Source organism: Streptomyces sp. ActVer (genome assembly GCF_027270795.1).
GTDB lineage: Bacteria > Actinomycetota > Actinomycetes > Streptomycetales > Streptomycetaceae > Streptomyces > Streptomyces umbrinus_A.
The window spans coordinates 1-16,804 of record NZ_JAPWHT010000219.1 but is presented as its reverse complement, the minus strand read 5'-3'; the positions used below and the strand labels follow the sequence as shown (position 1 = coordinate 16,804).

The 16,804-nt window shown below is 70.0% G+C and carries 12 protein-coding genes and 2 pseudogenes; 9 read left to right on the top strand and 5 right to left on the bottom strand.

Going from position 1 to position 16,804, the window contains the following annotated elements; all coding sequences use genetic code 11:
- Positions 1–490, bottom strand: a pseudogene (locus tag O3Q52_RS30350) (hypothetical protein); the annotation flags it as partial.
- Positions 491–709: 219 nt separating this feature from the next.
- On the opposite strand from O3Q52_RS30350, the gene radA reads away from it, so the two are divergent.
- Together radA and disA are read left to right on the top strand one after the other, a co-directional pair.
- Entirely contained in the window at positions 710–2,119 is a 1,410-nt protein-coding gene (gene radA, locus O3Q52_RS30345) for a DNA repair protein RadA (RefSeq protein WP_269651891.1), read from the top strand.
- Positions 2,120–2,189: 70 nt separating this feature from the next.
- On the top strand, positions 2,190–3,314 hold the full coding sequence (gene disA / locus O3Q52_RS30340) for a DNA integrity scanning diadenylate cyclase DisA (protein WP_055618634.1): 1,125 nt from the start codon (positions 2,190–2,192) through the stop codon (positions 3,312–3,314).
- 327 nt (positions 3,315–3,641) lie between these two features.
- Here the strand turns inward: disA and O3Q52_RS30335 are convergent.
- Positions 3,642–4,463, bottom strand: a pseudogene (locus O3Q52_RS30335) (hypothetical protein).
- Between the two features lie 228 nt (positions 4,464–4,691).
- Between O3Q52_RS30335 and O3Q52_RS30330 the strand changes: the two are divergent.
- The 5 genes from O3Q52_RS30330 to cseC all read left to right on the top strand — a co-directional run bounded on the left by O3Q52_RS30330 (position 4,692) and on the right by cseC (position 9,175).
- The gene (locus O3Q52_RS30330; protein WP_269651890.1) at positions 4,692–5,621 is read left to right on the top strand and encodes an A/G-specific adenine glycosylase; all 930 of its coding nucleotides are present in this window, start codon (positions 4,692–4,694) and stop codon (positions 5,619–5,621) included.
- Positions 5,622–5,892: 271 nt separating this feature from the next.
- Positions 5,893–6,450, top strand: a complete 558-nt coding sequence (locus O3Q52_RS30325; protein WP_269651889.1) for a SigE family RNA polymerase sigma factor — start codon at positions 5,893–5,895, stop codon at positions 6,448–6,450.
- On the top strand, positions 6,438–7,088 hold the full coding sequence (locus O3Q52_RS30320; RefSeq protein WP_269651888.1) for a hypothetical protein: 651 nt from the start codon (positions 6,438–6,440) through the stop codon (positions 7,086–7,088). Before O3Q52_RS30325 ends, O3Q52_RS30320 begins: the two co-directional genes overlap by 13 nt.
- Positions 7,089–7,139: 51 nt before the next feature.
- Positions 7,140–7,865 (top strand): two-component system response regulator CseB, encoded by a 726-nt coding sequence (cseB, locus tag O3Q52_RS30315; protein ID WP_269651887.1) that lies wholly within the window; start codon positions 7,140–7,142, stop codon positions 7,863–7,865.
- On the top strand, positions 7,862–9,175 hold the full coding sequence (gene cseC / locus O3Q52_RS30310; RefSeq protein ID WP_269651886.1) for a two-component system sensor histidine kinase CseC: 1,314 nt from the start codon (positions 7,862–7,864) through the stop codon (positions 9,173–9,175). Before cseB ends, cseC begins: the two co-directional genes overlap by 4 nt.
- Positions 9,176–9,477: 302 nt before the next feature.
- Here cseC and O3Q52_RS30305 read toward each other — a convergent pair whose 3' ends face one another.
- A complete protein-coding gene (locus O3Q52_RS30305; RefSeq protein ID WP_269651892.1) occupies positions 9,478–11,040 on the bottom strand; it encodes an MDR family MFS transporter in 1,563 nt (520 codons plus the stop codon).
- Positions 11,041–11,252: 212 nt separating this feature from the next.
- Between O3Q52_RS30305 and O3Q52_RS30300 the strand changes: the two genes are divergently transcribed.
- Positions 11,253–11,840: a TetR/AcrR family transcriptional regulator gene (locus tag O3Q52_RS30300; protein WP_269651885.1), complete on the top strand. Its 588-nt coding sequence runs from the start codon at positions 11,253–11,255 to the stop codon at positions 11,838–11,840.
- 34 nt (positions 11,841–11,874) lie between these two features.
- Here O3Q52_RS30300 and O3Q52_RS30295 read toward each other — a convergent pair whose 3' ends face one another.
- Positions 11,875–12,570 (bottom strand): M23 family metallopeptidase, encoded by a 696-nt coding sequence (locus tag O3Q52_RS30295; protein ID WP_269651884.1) that lies wholly within the window; start codon positions 12,568–12,570, stop codon positions 11,875–11,877.
- A 452-nt stretch (positions 12,571–13,022) separates the two neighbouring features.
- Here O3Q52_RS30295 and O3Q52_RS30290 point away from each other — a divergent pair, with 452 nt between their 5' ends.
- A complete protein-coding gene (locus O3Q52_RS30290) occupies positions 13,023–15,989 on the top strand; it encodes a PDDEXK nuclease domain-containing protein (RefSeq protein WP_269651883.1) in 2,967 nt (988 codons plus the stop codon).
- Positions 15,990–16,023: 34 nt separating this feature from the next.
- Here O3Q52_RS30290 and O3Q52_RS30285 read toward each other — a convergent pair.
- On the bottom strand, positions 16,024–16,804 hold a 781-nt coding region (locus O3Q52_RS30285), incomplete at its 5' end, for a carboxylesterase family protein (RefSeq protein ID WP_269651882.1).

The window sequence follows — 16,804 nt, the reverse complement described above, 5'->3', positions numbered from 1 at the left end:
GCCGGACGAGGACAAGTACTCCACGACCCGCAACGAAATGCTCGACCAGCTGGCATACATGCTGGGGTGGTGCCGGATCGCCTTGGGACCGGCCGTCGGCGTACGCGCCCTGGGGGCGGCCGGAGGCGTGTGCGCCCTCGGATCGTCCCAGCGCATGGGCGCCATGACGTTTCTGCTTGGCCTCGGCGAGCTTGCGCAGGCACGACCAGCGGGCGAGGGCGTACAGCCAGGCCCTGCGGTCGTCGGGCGCCTCCGGGCCACGCTGGCCGCGACGCTCGGCGAGCGCGAGTACGTCACCGAGGGCGGCGGTCGCCGTGTCGTGGTCGCACAGCACGGACAGGCAGTAGGTGAACAGACCGTCCAGGTACGGCTCGTAGCGCGGAGGCGGGCACTGCGCCAGCGTGCGCGCCGCCGCCCGGTCGCGCGCCTCGCGGTGCGCCCGGTGTGCGCTGGCAGTGCGGGTCGAGGTCTCGGGACTGCGGCTCATCACCCGTGCGACCGTAGGGGCCGGGCGGTGGCCCCTTCTTGCTGCTTGAGCACATTTAATCCGTACGGGTGAAACGATCCCTCATAAGGGGACAGGAACCCTGAATTCCATGGCGTGTTCCTGACGAGTCGTGGCCGGTTTGTGAAGGGTGCCCGGTTATCGGCATCGGGCGCGGAACGGACCGGCACCGCGCTGTCAGTGGGGGCGGTTACGGTTCGTGTCATGGCTGCCCGTACGAAGACCGCGAAGGACCGGCCGTCCTACCGCTGCACCGAGTGCGGCTGGCAGGCGGCCAAGTGGCTCGGCCGCTGCCCCGAATGCCAGGCATGGGGGACGATCGACGAGTACGGCGCGCCCGCGGTGCGTACGACGGCCCCCGGCCGGGTCACCACGTCCGCGCTGCCCATCGGCCAGGTCGACGGCCGGCAGGCGACCGCCCGACCGACCGGCGTGCCCGAGCTGGACCGGGTGCTCGGCGGCGGGCTCGTACCGGGCGCGGTCGTGCTCGTGGCGGGCGAGCCGGGCGTCGGCAAGTCCACGCTGCTGCTGGACGTGGCGGCGAAGGCGGCCAGCGACGAGCACCGCACGCTCTACATCACGGGTGAGGAGTCGGCGAGCCAGGTCCGGCTGCGCGCCGACCGCATCAAGGCGATCGACGACCACCTGTATCTGGCGGCGGAGACCGATCTGGCCGCGGTCCTCGGCCACTTGGACGCGGTGAAGCCGTCCCTGCTCATCGTCGACTCCGTACAGACGGTGGCCTCTCCGGAGATCGACGGCGCCCCCGGAGGCATGTCCCAGGTCCGCGAGGTGGCCGGCGCCCTGATCCGTGCCTCCAAGGAGCGCGGCATGGCCACCCTGCTGGTGGGCCACGTCACCAAGGACGGCGCCATCGCGGGACCGCGCCTCCTGGAGCACCTCGTGGACGTGGTCCTGAGCTTCGAAGGCGACCGGCACGCGCGCCTCAGGCTCGTACGAGGCGTCAAGAACCGTTACGGGACGACGGACGAGGTCGGCTGCTTCGAGCTGCACGACGAGGGCATCACGGGCCTGACCGACCCGAGCGGTCTGTTCCTGACCCGGCGTGCCGAGCCCGTCCCCGGCACCTGTCTGACCGTCACCCTGGAAGGCCGCCGCCCCCTGGTGGCCGAGGTCCAGGCGCTCACCGTGGACACCCAGATCCCCACCCCGAGGCGTACGACCTCCGGTCTGGAGACCTCCCGGGTCCAGATGATGCTCGCCGTCCTGGAGCAGCGCGGCCGGATCAGTGCCATCGGGAAGCGGGACATCTACACCGCGACGGTCGGCGGTGTGAAACTCACCGAGCCCGCCGCGGACCTCGCGATCGCGCTCGCGCTGGCCAGCGCCGCGAGCGACGCCCCGCTGCCCAAGAACCTCGTCGCGATCGGCGAGGTGGGCCTCGCGGGCGAGGTCAGACGGGTCACGGGCGTCCAACGCAGACTCGCCGAAGCCCATCGGCTGGGCTTCACCCACGCCCTTGTTCCGAGCGATCCGGGCAAGGTCCCTGCCGGCATGAAGGTCCTGGAAGTCGGCGACATGGGAGACGCGCTGAGGGTCCTCCCGAGGTCGCGTCGGCGAGAGGCCCCACGGGACGAGGAAGAGCGCCGGTAGACTTTGCCCAGGTCTCGCCCGTCCGTACGAACTCAGGGCGCCCCCAGACACCTGCGACCGGAGGAGTGCAGTGGCAGCCAACGACCGGGCAGCAGTTCCCGGCAAGTCCGCCGGGAGTTCCGGTGCCGATGGCCTGATGCGCACCTCACTCAGCGCCGTGGCACCCGGCACAGGGCTGCGTGACGGCCTGGAGCGCATCCTCCGCGGCAACACCGGCGGGCTCATCGTGCTCGGCTGGGACAAGACCGTCGAGGCGATGTGCAGCGGCGGTTTCGTGCTGGACGTCGAGTTCACGGCGACCCGGCTGCGCGAGCTGTGCAAGCTCGACGGCGGCATCATCGTCGACAAGGACATCACCAAGATCCTGCGGGCCGGTGTGCAGCTGGTGCCCGACCCGACCATCCCGACGGAGGAGACCGGCACCCGTCACCGCACGGCGGACCGGGTGAGCAAGCAGGTCGGCTTCCCCGTCGTCTCCGTCTCCCAGTCCATGCGGCTGATCGCGCTCTACGTGGACGGGCAGCGGCGGGTCCTGGAGGACTCGGCCGCGATCCTCTCCCGCGCGAACCAGGCCCTCGCCACGCTGGAGCGCTACAAGCTCCGCCTCGACGAGGTCGCCGGCACGTTGTCGGCCCTCGAAATCGAGGACCTGGTCACCGTCCGGGACGTCTCGGCTGTGGCCCAGCGGCTGGAGATGGTGCGCCGGATCGCGACCGAGATCGCCGAGTACGTGGTCGAGTTGGGCACGGACGGGCGGTTGCTCGCGCTTCAGCTGGACGAGTTGATCGCCGGGGTCGAGCCCGAGCGGGAGCTTGTCGTGCGGGACTATGTGCCCGAGCCGACCGCCAAGCGGTCGCGGACCGTTGACGAGGCGTTGTTCGAGCTCGACGCGCTCACCCATGCGGAGCTTCTCGAACTGCCCACGGTGGCTCGGGCGTTGGGGTACACAGGGTCGCCCGAGGCGCTCGACTCCGCGGTTTCGCCCCGCGGGTTTCGGTTGTTGGCCAAGGTGCCGCGGTTGCCGGGGGCCATTATCGACCGGCTTGTTGAGCACTTCGGGGGGCTGCAGAAGCTGCTCGCTGCGAGTGTGGATGATCTGCAGACCGTGGATGGGGTGGGGGAGGCTCGGGCTCGTAGTGTGCGGGAGGGGCTTTCCCGGTTGGCCGAGTCTTCGATTCTTGAGCGGTACGTGTAGCCGTCCGGCGGTTTGGCGGGGGGCGCGTTGTTGGCTGGGTGCGGGTTGGTGGGGGCTGGTCGCGCAGTTCCTCGCGCCCCTGGAGATTGCGCCGTTCCCCGCGCCCCTGGGTGGGTGGGGCTGGCGTTGTGATGTCCGTGCCGCGCCGTGGGGGCTGAGCGTGCAGTTCCCCGCGCCCCTAAAGACTGCGCAGTTCCTCGCGCCCCTAAAAACTGCGCCGTTCCCCCGCACACCCAAAGACTGTGCCGTCCCCCTCACACCCAAAGACTGTGCCGTTCCCCGCGCCTCTGAAGGATGGCGCTGTTCCCCGCGTCCCTTTTTGGGGTGCTAGTCCTTCTTCAGGACGAATGAAGTTTGGACCTTTGGCAGGCCGGGGGCCTTGGCCTCTACCAAGTAGGTTCCCGCTGTTGCCGTGATGGCCGGTGGGGTGGCGCACTCGGGGGCGCTGGACTTGCGGTTCCACTGGATGGTGTGGGTTGCGCGGTCGTTGGCCGGGATGCGGTAGAGGATGGAGGCGGAGCCTGTCGGGCAGTCGGCCGAGGACCAGATCTCGTCGTCGCTCTCCGCCTGGGTGATGGTCAGGACCGCGCTCTTGGGGCCGAGATCGAGCTTGCAGTCGCTGCCGGAGGAGTTTCTGGCGATCAGTTCGAAGGTGGGCTTCTCGCCGGGCGCGTACGCGTTGTTGACGCTGCGCAGGGTCAACTTCACGGCACCGGCGGTGCAGTTGGGCAGGCTGGAGCCGGCCGGGAGCGTGTCGCCGGAGCCTCCGCCGCCCGCGCCGTCGTCCACGCTGCCACCGCCCGAGGCGGATCCCCCGGCTCACCCGGCGGTGGAACCGTCCGAGTCCCCGGAGCCCGCCGAGCCGCCGGACCCGCCGGACCCGCCGTCGCTTCCGTCGTCCGACTCGTCGCGCCCGCCCGGGGCCTGGCTGATCGCGGGATCGGAGCCGGAGGGGCCGGGCGTGATCGAAGCGGTGGGGTTCTTGCCGTTGGACCCGTCGGCGTCGTTCTTGCCGTCGTCCCCGCCGCCCGAGGTGACCACCCACGTGATCAGCAGTGCCAACACCGCGACCATGGACACGAGAATGGCCCTCCGTCGCCAGTAGATGGAGGAGGGAAGCGGCCCGACCGGATTGCGCATAGATCCCACGGCGCAAACTGTACGAGAGATCCGGGAGTTCACTGTCCCCACCCGCCGCTCGGACCATCATCTTTTACAGATCATCGCCCCGGAGACGCCTCGCAAGGGGCGCGGGGCTGTGACATTGTGCGGCTCCGCCGCGTGGGCGCGACAAGCCCCCGCCCGCCCGCGGACAACACACGACGGCAGCCCCGCCAAACCGTCGGAGACGCCACCGCATGGGAGGATCGGGGTGCCATGACTGCGCCCACGAAACCCACATCCCACGCCCAGGCCGACGCGCAAGAAACCGTCGGCGACGACCTGCACGCCCCTGTCATCGACTGGTTCGAGGACAACGCGCGCGACCTGCCATGGCGGCGGGCCGACGCGGGACCGTGGGGAGTGATGGTCAGCGAGTTCATGCTGCAGCAGACGCCGGTGAGCCGGGTGCTGCCGGTGTACGAGCAGTGGCTCGCCCGCTGGCCGCGCCCCGCCGACCTCGCCGAGGACGCGCCGGGCGAGGCCGTCCGCGCCTGGGGCCGCCTCGGTTACCCGCGCCGCGCGCTGCGACTGCACGGCGCGGCGGTCGCCATAACTGAGCGCCACGGCGGCGACGTACCCACGGAACACGCCCAGTTGCTCGCGCTGCCCGGCATCGGCGAGTACACGGCGGCCGCGGTGGCCTCCTTCGCGTACGGGCAGCGGCACGCCGTGCTCGACACGAACGTGCGGCGCGTGTTCGCGCGGGCCGTCACCGGTGTCCAGTACCCGCCGAACGCCACGACCGCCGCCGAACGCAAGCTCGCCCGCGCCCTGTTGCCCGACGACGAGCGCACGGCCTCGCTCTGGGCCGCCGCGTCCATGGAGCTCGGCGCGCTCGTCTGCACGGCGAAGAACGAGAGTTGTGTGCGGTGCCCGATCGCGGCCCAGTGCGCCTGGCGGCTGGGAGGCAAGCCCGCGCACGAGGGGCCGCCGCGGCGCGGACAGACGTACGCGGGCACGGACCGGCAGGTGCGCGGGCGGCTGCTCGCCGTGCTGCGCGAGGCGGTCGCGCCGGTCCCGCAGTCGGTCCTGGACCGGGTGTGGGACGAGCCGGTCCAGCGCGCCCGGGCCCTGGACGGGCTGGTCGCCGACGGACTCGTCGAGCCCCTCGCGGGCGGTCTGTACCGGCTCCCGCTGAGCTGACTCACAGGTTCCACCGGGGTCAGTGACAGTTCGTCTTGACAACTCCCGGTGGGCAAAACGCCCCATACCAACCCCAGTCGTCACCTCGCTTTACCCATCCCCTACTTCCGTTACACAACCGACGGACAGCCGAGCGCTTCCCGCAGGCTCGTTCGGACAACCCCGTGACAACCGCTCCGTAACTTCAGTGCCGTACCGCGGACCAGCGGTACGGCAGGCAACGGACAACCGGCAGCACACAGGTCGGAAAACGGGGACGGAGGCGGTTGGAATGGCGCATGGCGAGGTGCTCGAGTTCGAAGAGTACGTACGCACCCGGCAGGACGCGCTGCTGCGCAGCGCACGCCGCCTGGTCCCCGACCCGGTCGACGCCCAGGACCTCCTGCAGACCGCGCTGGTCCGCACGTACGGCCGCTGGGACGGCATCGCCGACAAGCGTCTCGCCGACGCCTATCTGCGCCGCGTCATGATCAACACACGTACGGAGTGGTGGCGGGCCCGCAAGCTGGAGGAGGTCCCCACCGAGCAGCTGCCGGACGCGAGCGTGGACGACTCCACCGAGCAGCACGCCGACCGCGCGCTCCTGATGGACATCATGAAGGTGCTCGCTCCGAAACAACGCAGTGTCGTCGTGCTGCGACACTGGGAGCAGATGTCCACGGAGGAGACCGCCGCCGCCCTCGGCATGTCGGCCGGCACGGTCAAGAGCACACTGCACCGGGCGCTCGCCCGGCTCCGCGAGGAGCTGGAGCGCCGGGCGTCCGACGAACACGACGGGCTCGGCGCGGGTGTGCCGGAGCGTGAGGAGCGGGAGCGTTGCGCGGCGTAGGCACGACGGTTCCACGGCCCGGCGGGCCCTTGAAGGCGGTGATCGCGGCGGTGGCCGTGCTCGCCGCCCTCGGCCTTTTGGTGTCCGCCTGCGGCACGGGCGGCACCGGCGCCCGGGACGAGGGTCCCGCCTCCGACTCGGTGTCCGCGGGCGCCGTGGAGGCCGGCACCCCCTCCGCCTCCCCGACCAGGGAACGCGCGGACGCGATCAGGCTCGTCCGGGCCGACCCGGGTGTCAGCGCGGCGGTCAAGCGCGACCTGAAGCCCTGCTTCGGCGACGAGTACCCGGTCGACGTGTCGTACGGAAACCTCACCGGCGGGACCGCTGACGACGTCCTGGTCAACGTGATGACCTGCGGCGACGCGGTCGGCGTCGGCTCGTACGTGTATCGCGAGGACGGTGACGCGTACAAGAATGTCTTCCGGGCAGAGGAGCCTCCGGTCTACGCGGAGATCGACCGGGGCGATCTGGTGGTCACCCAGCAGGTGTACGGGAAGGGCGACTCGCTGGAGTATCCGTCCGGCGAGCAGGTCATCACGTACCGCTGGACGGCGAACCGCTTCGCGGAGCGGGCCCGGACGACGAACGACTACAGCAAGGTGGTGGGCGGCGAGACGCCGGTCCCGACCGAGAACTAGACCGGCCACCTCCGCAGCCGACCCGACCGACCGAGAAACTGAGAGCACCGGATGGCAGAGCAGACCCACGTCCTGTTCGTCGAGGACGACGACGTCATCCGCGAGGCCACCCAACTCGCGCTGGAGCGCGACGGCTTCGTGGTCACCGCGATGCCCGACGGTCTGTCGGGGCTGGAGGCGTTCCGCACCGACCGGCCCGACATCGCGCTGCTCGACGTGATGGTGCCGGGGCTCGACGGTGTGTCGCTGTGCCGTCGGATCCGGGACGAGTCGACCGTGCCCGTGATCATGCTGTCGGCCCGCGCCGACTCGATCGACGTCGTCCTGGGTCTTGAGGCGGGCGCCGACGACTATGTGACGAAGCCCTTCGACGGGGCCGTCCTGGTCGCGCGGATCCGTGCCGTGCTGCGGCGCTTCGGGCACGCGAGCGGGCCGCGGTCCGCCGCCGAGTCCGAGGGCGGCTCGTCCGTCCCCGCCGGCGGCGTGCTGTCCTTCGGTGACGGTGACGGCGAGCTGGAGATCGACACCGTGGGCATGGAGGTGCGCAGGGGTGGTACGCCGGTGGCACTGACGCCCACCGAGATGCGGCTGCTCCTGGAGTTCTCGTCGGCGCCGGGTACGGTCCTGTCGCGCGACAAGCTCCTGGAGCGGGTGTGGGACTACGGCTGGGGCGGCGACACCCGCGTCGTCGACGTCCATGTGCAGCGGCTGCGTACGAAGGTCGGCCAGGACCGGATCGAGACGGTCCGCGGCTTCGGCTACAAGCTCAAGGGATGAGGCTCCCGGTGCTGCCCAGAGGGCTGCGGATCGGGCTGCGCTGGAAGCTGAGTGCGGCGATCGCGCTGGTCAGCGCGCTGGTGGCGCTGGTGCTCAGCATCGTCGTGCACAACGCCGCCTGGGTCACCATGCTGGACAACGCCCGCGATGTGCAGGACGAGCGGCTGCAGATCGCCGCGCGGTACTACGACACCTCCAGCGGGGCGGCCCGGCTCGGCACCAGGGTGAACGATCCGGACATACCCCAGGATTTGCTGCGCAAGGTCAAGGCCGGCCGACGGGCCACCTTCGTGCAGGACAACGCCGAAGGGGTGCCCGACATCTGGGCGGCCATGCCGATGCGGGACGGCCGGACCCTGTCGCTGCACACCCGTTTCACGGACCGCAGCGCCAACGTCATGGCGGACCTCGACCAGGCCCTCCTCATCGGTTCGATCGCGGTCATCTTCGGCGGCTGCGCCCTCGGCGTGCTGGTCGGCGGCCAGCTCTCGGGCCGCCTCCGCAAGGCGGCGAGCGCCGCGAACCTGGTCGCGCAGCGGCAGAGCGATGTGCGGGTGCGCGACGCCATCGGCGGTGTCGTACGGGACGAGACCGACGACCTCGCGCACGCGGTGGACGCGATGGCCGACGCGCTGAAGCAGCGGTACGAGGCCGAGCGGCGGGTCACCGCGGACATCGCGCACGAGTTGCGTACGCCGGTGACCGGGCTGCTCACCGCGGCCGAACTGCTGCCGCCGGGGCGGCCGTCCGAGCTGGTCAGGGACCGGGCCCAGGCGATGCGCACGCTCGTCGAGGACGTGCTGGAGGTGGCGCGGCTCGACGGGGCGTCCGAGCGGGCCGAGTTGCAGGACATCAACCTCGGCGAGTTCATCAGCCGGCGGGTCGCCTCGACGCATCCCGACATCGAGGTGCGGGTGGTGCACGAGTCGTTGGTCACCACGGATCCGCGTCGTCTGGAGCGGGTTGTCGGCAACCTCATCGCCAATGCCGCCAAGCACGGCAAGCCGCCCATCGAGATCTCCGTCGAGGGGCGGGTCATCCGGGTCCGCGATCACGGGCCCGGCTTCCCGGCCGATCTCCTCGCGGAGGGCCCGAGCCGCTTCCGCACGGGCAGCAGCGACCGGGCGGGGCACGGTCACGGGCTCGGCCTCACCATCGCGGCCGGCCAGGCCCGGGTGCTCGGTGCCCGGCTGACCTTCCGCAACGTGGGGCTCGACGTGGGGCCTGGGCCGGTCGAGGGGGCGGTCGCTGTGCTGTGGCTGCCGGAACACGCACCGACGAATACGGGAAGTTTCCCGATGCTTCCGTAGCGCTCCGCTGGGGGTGCGGGGCGGGTGGGGGTTGTGTGTTGGCTGCGGGTGAGTGGGGGCTTGTCGCGCAGTTCCCCGCGCCCCTTAAAGGCAAGGGCTACCGCCCCCGAAGACGAAAGACGAGGGGCGCAGCCCCGTCTTTCGTCTTCGAGGGCGCGGGGAACTGCGCGCTCAGCCACGGATCACCCGCACGCGGAACACGACGCGAGGCCCAGCCCACCCAGGGGCGCGGGGAACTGCGCGACCAGCCCCCACCGGGCCCGCGGCAGACACACAACGCAAGCCCCGCCATCAACGGATACTCAGACCGTCTCGGTCGGCGTCGGCGCCGAGCCGCCCCTCAGCGGGACCTCCTTCACGAACACCGCCGCGATCAGGGCAACGACCGCGACCACCGCTCCGAGGAGGAACGCCGAATGCGTACCGGCGGACACAGCGTGCTGGTACGCCTCGCGTGCGGCGACCGGCAGCTTCGCGAGGCTTGCCGCGTCCAGTTGGGCGGACTGCTCGGTGACCTTCGAGCCCAGCGCCCCGGCCCGCTCGGCCATCACGTCCTGGACGCGGTTGTTGAAGAGCGCGCCCATGATGGCGACTCCGAAGGACGACCCGAGCGTACGGAACAGCGTGGTGGTGGACGACGCGACGCCCATGTCCTTCATCTCGACGCTGTTCTGCGAGACCAGCATGGTGATCTGCATCAGGCAGCCCATCCCGGCACCGACCACGGCCATGTAGACCCCGGACGTCAGTCGCGACGTATCCGTGTCCATGAGTGAGAGCAGGTACAGCCCGACGGCCATCAGCGCGCTGCCCACGATCGGGAAGGCCTTGTAGTGCCCGGTGCTGGTGGTGACCCGCCCGGCGACCATCGAGGTGACGAGCATCGCACCCAGCATCGGCAGCAGCAGCAACCCGGAGTTGGTCGCGGACGCGCCCTGCACGGACTGCTGGTAGAGCGGCAGGAACAGCACCGCGCCGAACATCACGAACCCGGCGATGAAGCCGATGACGGACATCAGCGAGAAGTTGCCGCTCCGGAAGATGTGCAGCGGCACGACCGGCGCGGCGGCCTTGGTCTGCCAGAACAGGAATCCGACGAGCGCCGCGACCCCGATCCCGATGAGCTCCATGATCATGGCGGAGCCCCAGGCGTACTCGGTCCCGCCCCAGGTGGTGACCAGCACGATCGAGGTGATGCCCACGGTGAGGAGCCCGGCCCCGAGGTAGTCGATCCGCGCCTGGGCCCGCTTCCGGGGCAGATGCAGTACGGCACTGATGGCGATCAGCGCGACGACGCCGAGCGGCAGGTTGATGTAGAAGGACCAGCGCCAGCCCCAGTGGTCGGTGATGGTGCCGCCGACCAGCGGTCCGCCGATCATGGCCAGGGCCATCACGCCGGCCATCATGCCCTGGTACTTGCCGCGTTCCCGCGGCGGAATCAGGTCGCCGATGATCGCCATGACGCCGACCATCAGACCGCCGGCGCCGAGTCCCTGGATCGCCCGGAACCCGATGAGCTGCCCCATGTCCTGGGCCATTCCGCTCAGCGCCGACCCGATCAGGAAGAGCACGATCGAGGTCATGAAGACGCCCTTGCGCCCGTACATGTCGCCGAGCTTGCCCCAGATCGGGGTGGAGGCGGCGGTCGCGAGCGTGTAGGCCGTGACGACCCACGACAGGTGTTCCAGCCCGCCCAGTTCTCCCACGATGGTCGGCATGGCAGTGCCGACGATCATGTTGTCGAGCATCGCGAGGAGCATCGCGATCATCAGCGCGAGCAGGACGACCCGTACGCTCCTGGGCTGCTTGCCCTCGACCTCGGCCGTCCCCTGTTCCGCTCCTGGTTCCGCCCCCGCTTCCGCCACTGCCTCGGCTGCGTCAGCCGCCTTGGTGTCCGCCACTGTCCCCACTCCCCTGGGTACTGCACTGCTGCTTATTTGCACTTACTTGCCGACCGGCAAGTTGACTACACTGAGGGAAAGTAGACCCGTAACTAGCCGGGCGTCAAGTAAGTTTTTCTTTACCTTACGGCGAGCACCTACGACACGTAGGGACGACAAGACGAGGAGCAGCCACGATGGACGGCAGCAGGCAGCGGCGGCGTGGGGACACCCGTCAGCGCATCCAGGACGTGGCCGTCGAACTCTTCGCCGAGCAGGGGTACGAGAAGACGTCGCTGCGGGAGATCGCCGAACGGCTGGACGTCACGAAGGCGGCGCTCTACTACCACTTCAAGACCAAGGAAGACATCCTCATCAGCCTCTTCCAGGACCTGACGAGGCCGATGGACGAGCTGATCGAGTGGGGCAAGGGTCAGCCGCACACCCTGGAGACCAAGCAGGAGCTGCTGAGCCGCTACAGCGAGGCGCTCACCAACGCCGCCCCCCTCTTCCGCTTCATGCAGGAGAACCAGGCGACGATCCGCGAGCTGAGCATCGGCGAGTCCTTCAAGGACCGCATGCTCGGGATGCTGGACATCATCAAGGAGCCGGACGCCGCGCTGACGGACCAGGTCCGGTGCGTGAGCGCGCTGTTCACGATGCACGCCGGGATGTTCGCCCTCAAGGACATGGAAGGCGACCCCGAGGACAAGCGGAAGGCCGTCCTGGAGGTCGCCATCGATCTGGTCACGCGGGCGCACGCCGGCGCGCCCGAGTCACTCTGAGGCCCGGACTCCCAGGCCCGGGGCCCGAGACCTCTTAGAAGCTCACGCCCTTCGAGCGCATGAAGGCGACCGGGTCGACCGCCGAGCCGTAGCTGGCCTTCGTGCGGATCTCGAAGTGCAAATGCGGCCCGCTGGAGTTGCCGGTGTTGCCGGACAGGGCGATGCGCTGGCCGGTCTTCACCATCTGGCCGGCCTTCACGTCCACGCGGGACAGGTGCGCGTACTGCGAGTACGTACCGTTGCTGTGCTTGATCACGACGGCGTTGCCGTACGCGGGGCCGTCACCGGCGCCGTTGCCGCCGGCCTTCACCACGGTGCCGCCGCGCGCGGCGACGACCTTCGTGCCGGAGACGACGGCGAAGTCCTGCCCGGAGTGGGTGGACGACCAGAGGTTGCCGGCCTGGGCGAACTTCGCGGAGAGCTTGTACTTCTTGACGGGGTCGACCCAGGAGGCGGCCTTCTTGGCCGCGACGGGCTTGACGGCTGCCTTCTTGGCGGCCGTCTTGCTCTTGGCCTTCGTCTGAGCGGCGGCCTTGGCCTGCGCGGCGGCCTGCTGCTGCACGGAAACGGCGGCGGAGCCCGGCAGCGCGACGGCGCTCGCCTTGGTGTCGGCGGCGACCGCGACCCCGGCTCCGAGCGCGGCCGAGGCTCCCAGGCCGAGAGCCATGGCGGCCGCCCGGACACGGAGCTTGGGCGTGCCGGGAAGGTGGGACGTGATGCGCTGCGACATGGGGACTACCTCCAGGGGGACGGACATCGACACACCCGGCGCGCTGTCGGCGCACCGGGCGAGGCATCCTTGGTAACCCGCGCCCCCGCCATCCCACAAAGGCCCCATCTACGACCTCAAGTCGTACTTGACACCGAAACTTCCGACTCCTTGACAAGAAGAACATCTGGGACGAAATCCTCCGCCTTTTCTCCTGGAAGTCGGGTTTACTCCCACTTCAGGGCCGTCCGCCCCGGCCCCGGAGCCAAGGGCACGGGCCCACGCCGCACGGCTTCCGACCCCGTCACCACCCCCGGGCCAAAGGTCCTTTTTGCCCGTTTCCACTCCACCACTACTCGCCCTAGTACCGGACAAATCGCCTGTGCGTCATGTCACCGGAGGGCATGATCCAGGGGCCTGGGAATGTGGCGGGGGCTACACAAGGGCCCAGGTGGTTCGCCTACGCTCGGTGCATGGTCGACGCCGGAGTGCTCGGGGCCCGTATCGCGTCCAGCGCGGTCGCACCGCTCGTGAAGAAGCTCTTCGTGAAGGACCAGCCGGGGGCCGGGCTGGTGAACAGACCGGTACGGATATCTGCGCTGGTCTCGTTCGGGCGGGAGAAGCGGAGCGTCACGCCGAAGGACGTCGAGAAGGTCGCGGCGGAACTGGTCCGCAGGGCCCTGAAGACGGCCGGGCCGGGGGAACAGCCGGTGACGGCCGAGGAGGCCACGGCGGTCACCCACGCCCTCGGTCATTCACTCGCCTCGCTCGGGACGCTCACGATCGAGGACTACGAGGCCGTCGGCCTCGGAACCGAGGAGTTCGCGCGCACACTCCGCTCCCACGCGGCCGTCATCTCGTACGGACTCAGCGGCGACGGCGAGCTCTTCTACGAGCAGCTGCTGCACACGTCCGCGCTGCACATCCTGAACTTCTTCACCCAGCGCTCCACCTACATCGCCCGGCAGCAGACCGCGCAGAGCCGGCAGCTGGCCCGGCTGGTGCGGGCCGTGGACGTCCTGCTGGGGCGCCTGCCCTCGCAGTCGGCCGAGGACGCGGGGTTCGAGGCGCGGTACGCGGAGCACATCACCGGGCGGTACGGAACGCTGACCATCTACGGCCTGGACACCGGGACGAGCGAGTGGTCGCTCGACACCGCGTACCTCAGCCTGGAGGCGACCCGGGAGCGCGACGGGCAGGACGGCGGACTCCAGATCACCGCCGAGCAGGTCCTGGCGCAGCACGACCAGGTACTGCTGCGCGGGGTCGCGGGCTCCGGCAAGACGACCCTCGTCAAGTGGCTCGCGGTGACGACGGCGAGCCGTACGTACGACCACGGCCTGACGCACCTCATCGGACGGGTGCCGTTCGTCCTGCCGATGCGCAGGATCGTGCGCCCGGGGACGGAGTTCCCCATCCCGGGGGACTTCCTCAAGGCCGTCGGCTGTCCGGTCGCCGGGGAGCAGCCGGCCGGCTGGGCGGAGCGGGTGCTCCGGGCCGGGCGGGGTGTGCTGCTGGTCGACGGGATAGACGAGATCGCCGGTGACCGCCGCGACGCGGCCCGGCGCTGGCTGCGCGAACTGACCCGGACCTTCCCGGGAAACCTGTGGCTCGTCACCTCCCGCCCGTCCGCCGTCCCCGAACGTTGGCTGGAGGCGGCGGACTTCCACGAACTCACGCTCTCGCCGATGGCACGCGACGACGTCGCCACGTTCGTACGACGCTGGCACCGCGCCGCCGGAGCGGACGAGGCCGAGGGGATGTCACTGCTCCAGGCCGTGCGGACCACGTCCGAGCTGAACCGGCTGGCCACCAACCCGCTGATGTGCGGCATCATATGCGCGCTGAACCGGGACCGCTCCGGCTCCCTCCCGCACGGCCGCAAGGAGTTGTACGAGGCGGCCCTGGAGATGCTCCTGCAACGCCGGGACCCCGAGCGGGACGTGCTGTACGCGGACGACGTGCGCCTGCAACAGGAGCCGCGGGAACGGCTGTTGCAGAAACTCGCGCACGCCATGCTGGAGGACGGCGTCTCGGAGCTGCCGCGCGGACGGGCCGTCGCCATCCTGGAGGGCGCGCTGCCCGCGATCCCCGCCGAACGCGCGGCGGGCGACGGCGAGAAGATCTTCGGCCATCTGCTGCACCGCACCGGACTGCTGCGCGAACAGGCGGGCCTCTCGGTGGACTTCGTGCACCGCACCTTCCAGGACTACCTGGCCGCCAAGGAGATCGTGGCACGCGGCCGGCTGCGCGACCTGGTCGACCACGCCCACCAGCCCGAGTGGGAGGAGGTCATCCGCATGGCCGCCGCCCACGCCCGCCCCGAGGAGTGCGGCGACTTCCTCGAACGCCTGCTGTCCGCCGCGCCCGCGCTGCGCAGACCCCAGGTCAACCACCGCCGTCTGATGGCCGCGGCCTGCCTGGACCATGTCACCGAGCTGGACCCGTCGGTCCGGCGGCTAGTCCACGACGCGGGCGCCCGCCTCCGCGCGCAGCGAGCCGTCAACACCGAGCTCGTTCAGATGTACTGGCAGATCGGCAAGCTCATCCTGGCCCGCCGGCAGCAGGAGGGCTGGGGCACCAACGTCGTGGGCCGCCTCGCCGCGGACGTGAAGGCGGCGTTCCCGAACCAGCGCGGGTTCTCACGAACCAACCTGATGTACATGCAGAAGATGGCCCGCACATGGCCCGAGCCAATTGTCCAACAGCCTGTTGGACAATTGCCGTGGGGCCACATCACGGTCCTCATGGACAAACTCGAAACCCGCCCCGACCTGGACTTCTACGTCACCGAGGCCGTCCGCAACGGCTGGTCCCGAGACCTACTCAGCCGCTTCATCCAACAGAACCTGCACCTCACCCAGGGCTCCGCCGCCACCAACTTCGAGGTGACCCTCCCGGAGGGCTCCGCTGCGCTCAAGGACCTGGCAAGGGAGCCGTACCGCCTCGACTTCCTGGGCCTCGACAAGCACCACGCCGAGCACGAGCTCGAGCTCGAAGAGGCGATCACCGCCAACATGGTCCGCTTCCTCACCGAACTCGGCGTTGGCTTCGCCTTCATGGGCCGCCAGTACCCGGTGCTCATCGGCGGCGAGGAATACCGCATCGACTTGCTCTTCTACCACGCCAAACTGCATCGCTACTTCGTCTTCGAGCTCAAGACGAAGGACGTACGCCCCGAACACGTCGGCAAGCTCAACTTCTATGTGAGCGTGGTCGACAAGATGGTCCGCGACGAGAAGCGCGACGACGCGACGATCGGTTTCCTCATCGGCACCCGGCACAACAAGGCGGCCGTACAGCTCGCTCTCGACGCCAGCAACAACCCGCTCGCCGTGACGAACTACTCGACCCTGTCCGCCGCCGACCGCGAACTCGTCCCCACGGAAGAGGACTTGAGCCGAGTGGTCCAGAACGCGATCGACGCCGTACAGCCCTGAGCGCGCGGGTAAGTCCGCGCGGCGCACGAACTCCCTATCCGCCCAGCAGCGGCAGCGCCCCGAACACGTGCTCGCGCCAGAGCCTCCGCGACGCCTCCTCCGGGTACGGGGCCACCGTGGGCTTCGTGTCGAAGAGCCGCACCGACCGCCGCTCGACGTCGTACGCGGGCCACCCCGGGTCCTCCCCCGCCGCGAACCCCGTCCAGGAGGCGCGGACCAGCCGCGACAACTCCTCGGCCTCGGCGGGCGGTTCCTCCCCGAGGAGCAGCGCAGGCAGCCCCTCGCCGAGGTTGCCGAACACCAGCGGCACGTCGAGCCCGTGGCAGGCGCCCAGCATTCCGCCCATGCCCGGCGCCTCCCAGACCAGCTCGTAGACGTGTGCGCGACCGCCGCCCGCGATCTGTGCCTCGGCCAGATGGAGTGACGGCATGCGGAACACCCAGTCGGACTGGACGAGTTCGTAGAGCTCCTCGGCGCTCGCGGCCGGGAACGCGGCCCGGTAGGCGTCGCCGCCCTCCGCCCCGCTGGCGGCACCGCCCGGCCCGAAGGTCCGTAGTGCGACGGCGGCTTGATCCTCCGTCACTTCTCCTGTCAGCCCGCGAAGCATCATCATCAGCCGGAACTCGTCACGGGTGTGACCGACCACGAGTTCGACGTCCCGTCCCGCGCCGGAGGCAAGCGCCTCCCAGGGGGCGGCCGACAGCACCTCGCCGTCGACGACCGGTGCGACCGCGATCAGCGCGTGGGCCGTCGGCCCCCACCGCTCCGCGAACGCCCCGCCCCTCGCGCCGACCGCGTCCGCCACCGCGGGCAGC

What these genes read in the sequence shown, in the direction of transcription:
- O3Q52_RS30300 (WP_269651885.1), top strand. Translation starts at nt 11,253, where the DNA reads ATGGACGGCAGCAGGCAGCGGCGGCGTGGGGACACCCGTCAGCGCATC.
- O3Q52_RS30295 (WP_269651884.1), bottom strand. Translation starts at nt 12,570, where the DNA reads ATGTCGCAGCGCATCACGTCCCACCTTCCCGGCACGCCCAAGCTCCGT.
- O3Q52_RS30330 (WP_269651890.1), top strand. Translation starts at nt 4,692, where the DNA reads ATGACTGCGCCCACGAAACCCACATCCCACGCCCAGGCCGACGCGCAA.
- O3Q52_RS30290 (WP_269651883.1), top strand. Translation starts at nt 13,023, where the DNA reads ATGGTCGACGCCGGAGTGCTCGGGGCCCGTATCGCGTCCAGCGCGGTC.
- O3Q52_RS30325 (WP_269651889.1), top strand. Translation starts at nt 5,893, where the DNA reads ATGGCGCATGGCGAGGTGCTCGAGTTCGAAGAGTACGTACGCACCCGG.
- cseC (WP_269651886.1), top strand. Translation starts at nt 7,862, where the DNA reads ATGAGGCTCCCGGTGCTGCCCAGAGGGCTGCGGATCGGGCTGCGCTGG.
- cseB (WP_269651887.1), top strand. Translation starts at nt 7,140, where the DNA reads ATGGCAGAGCAGACCCACGTCCTGTTCGTCGAGGACGACGACGTCATC.
- radA (WP_269651891.1), top strand. Translation starts at nt 710, where the DNA reads ATGGCTGCCCGTACGAAGACCGCGAAGGACCGGCCGTCCTACCGCTGC.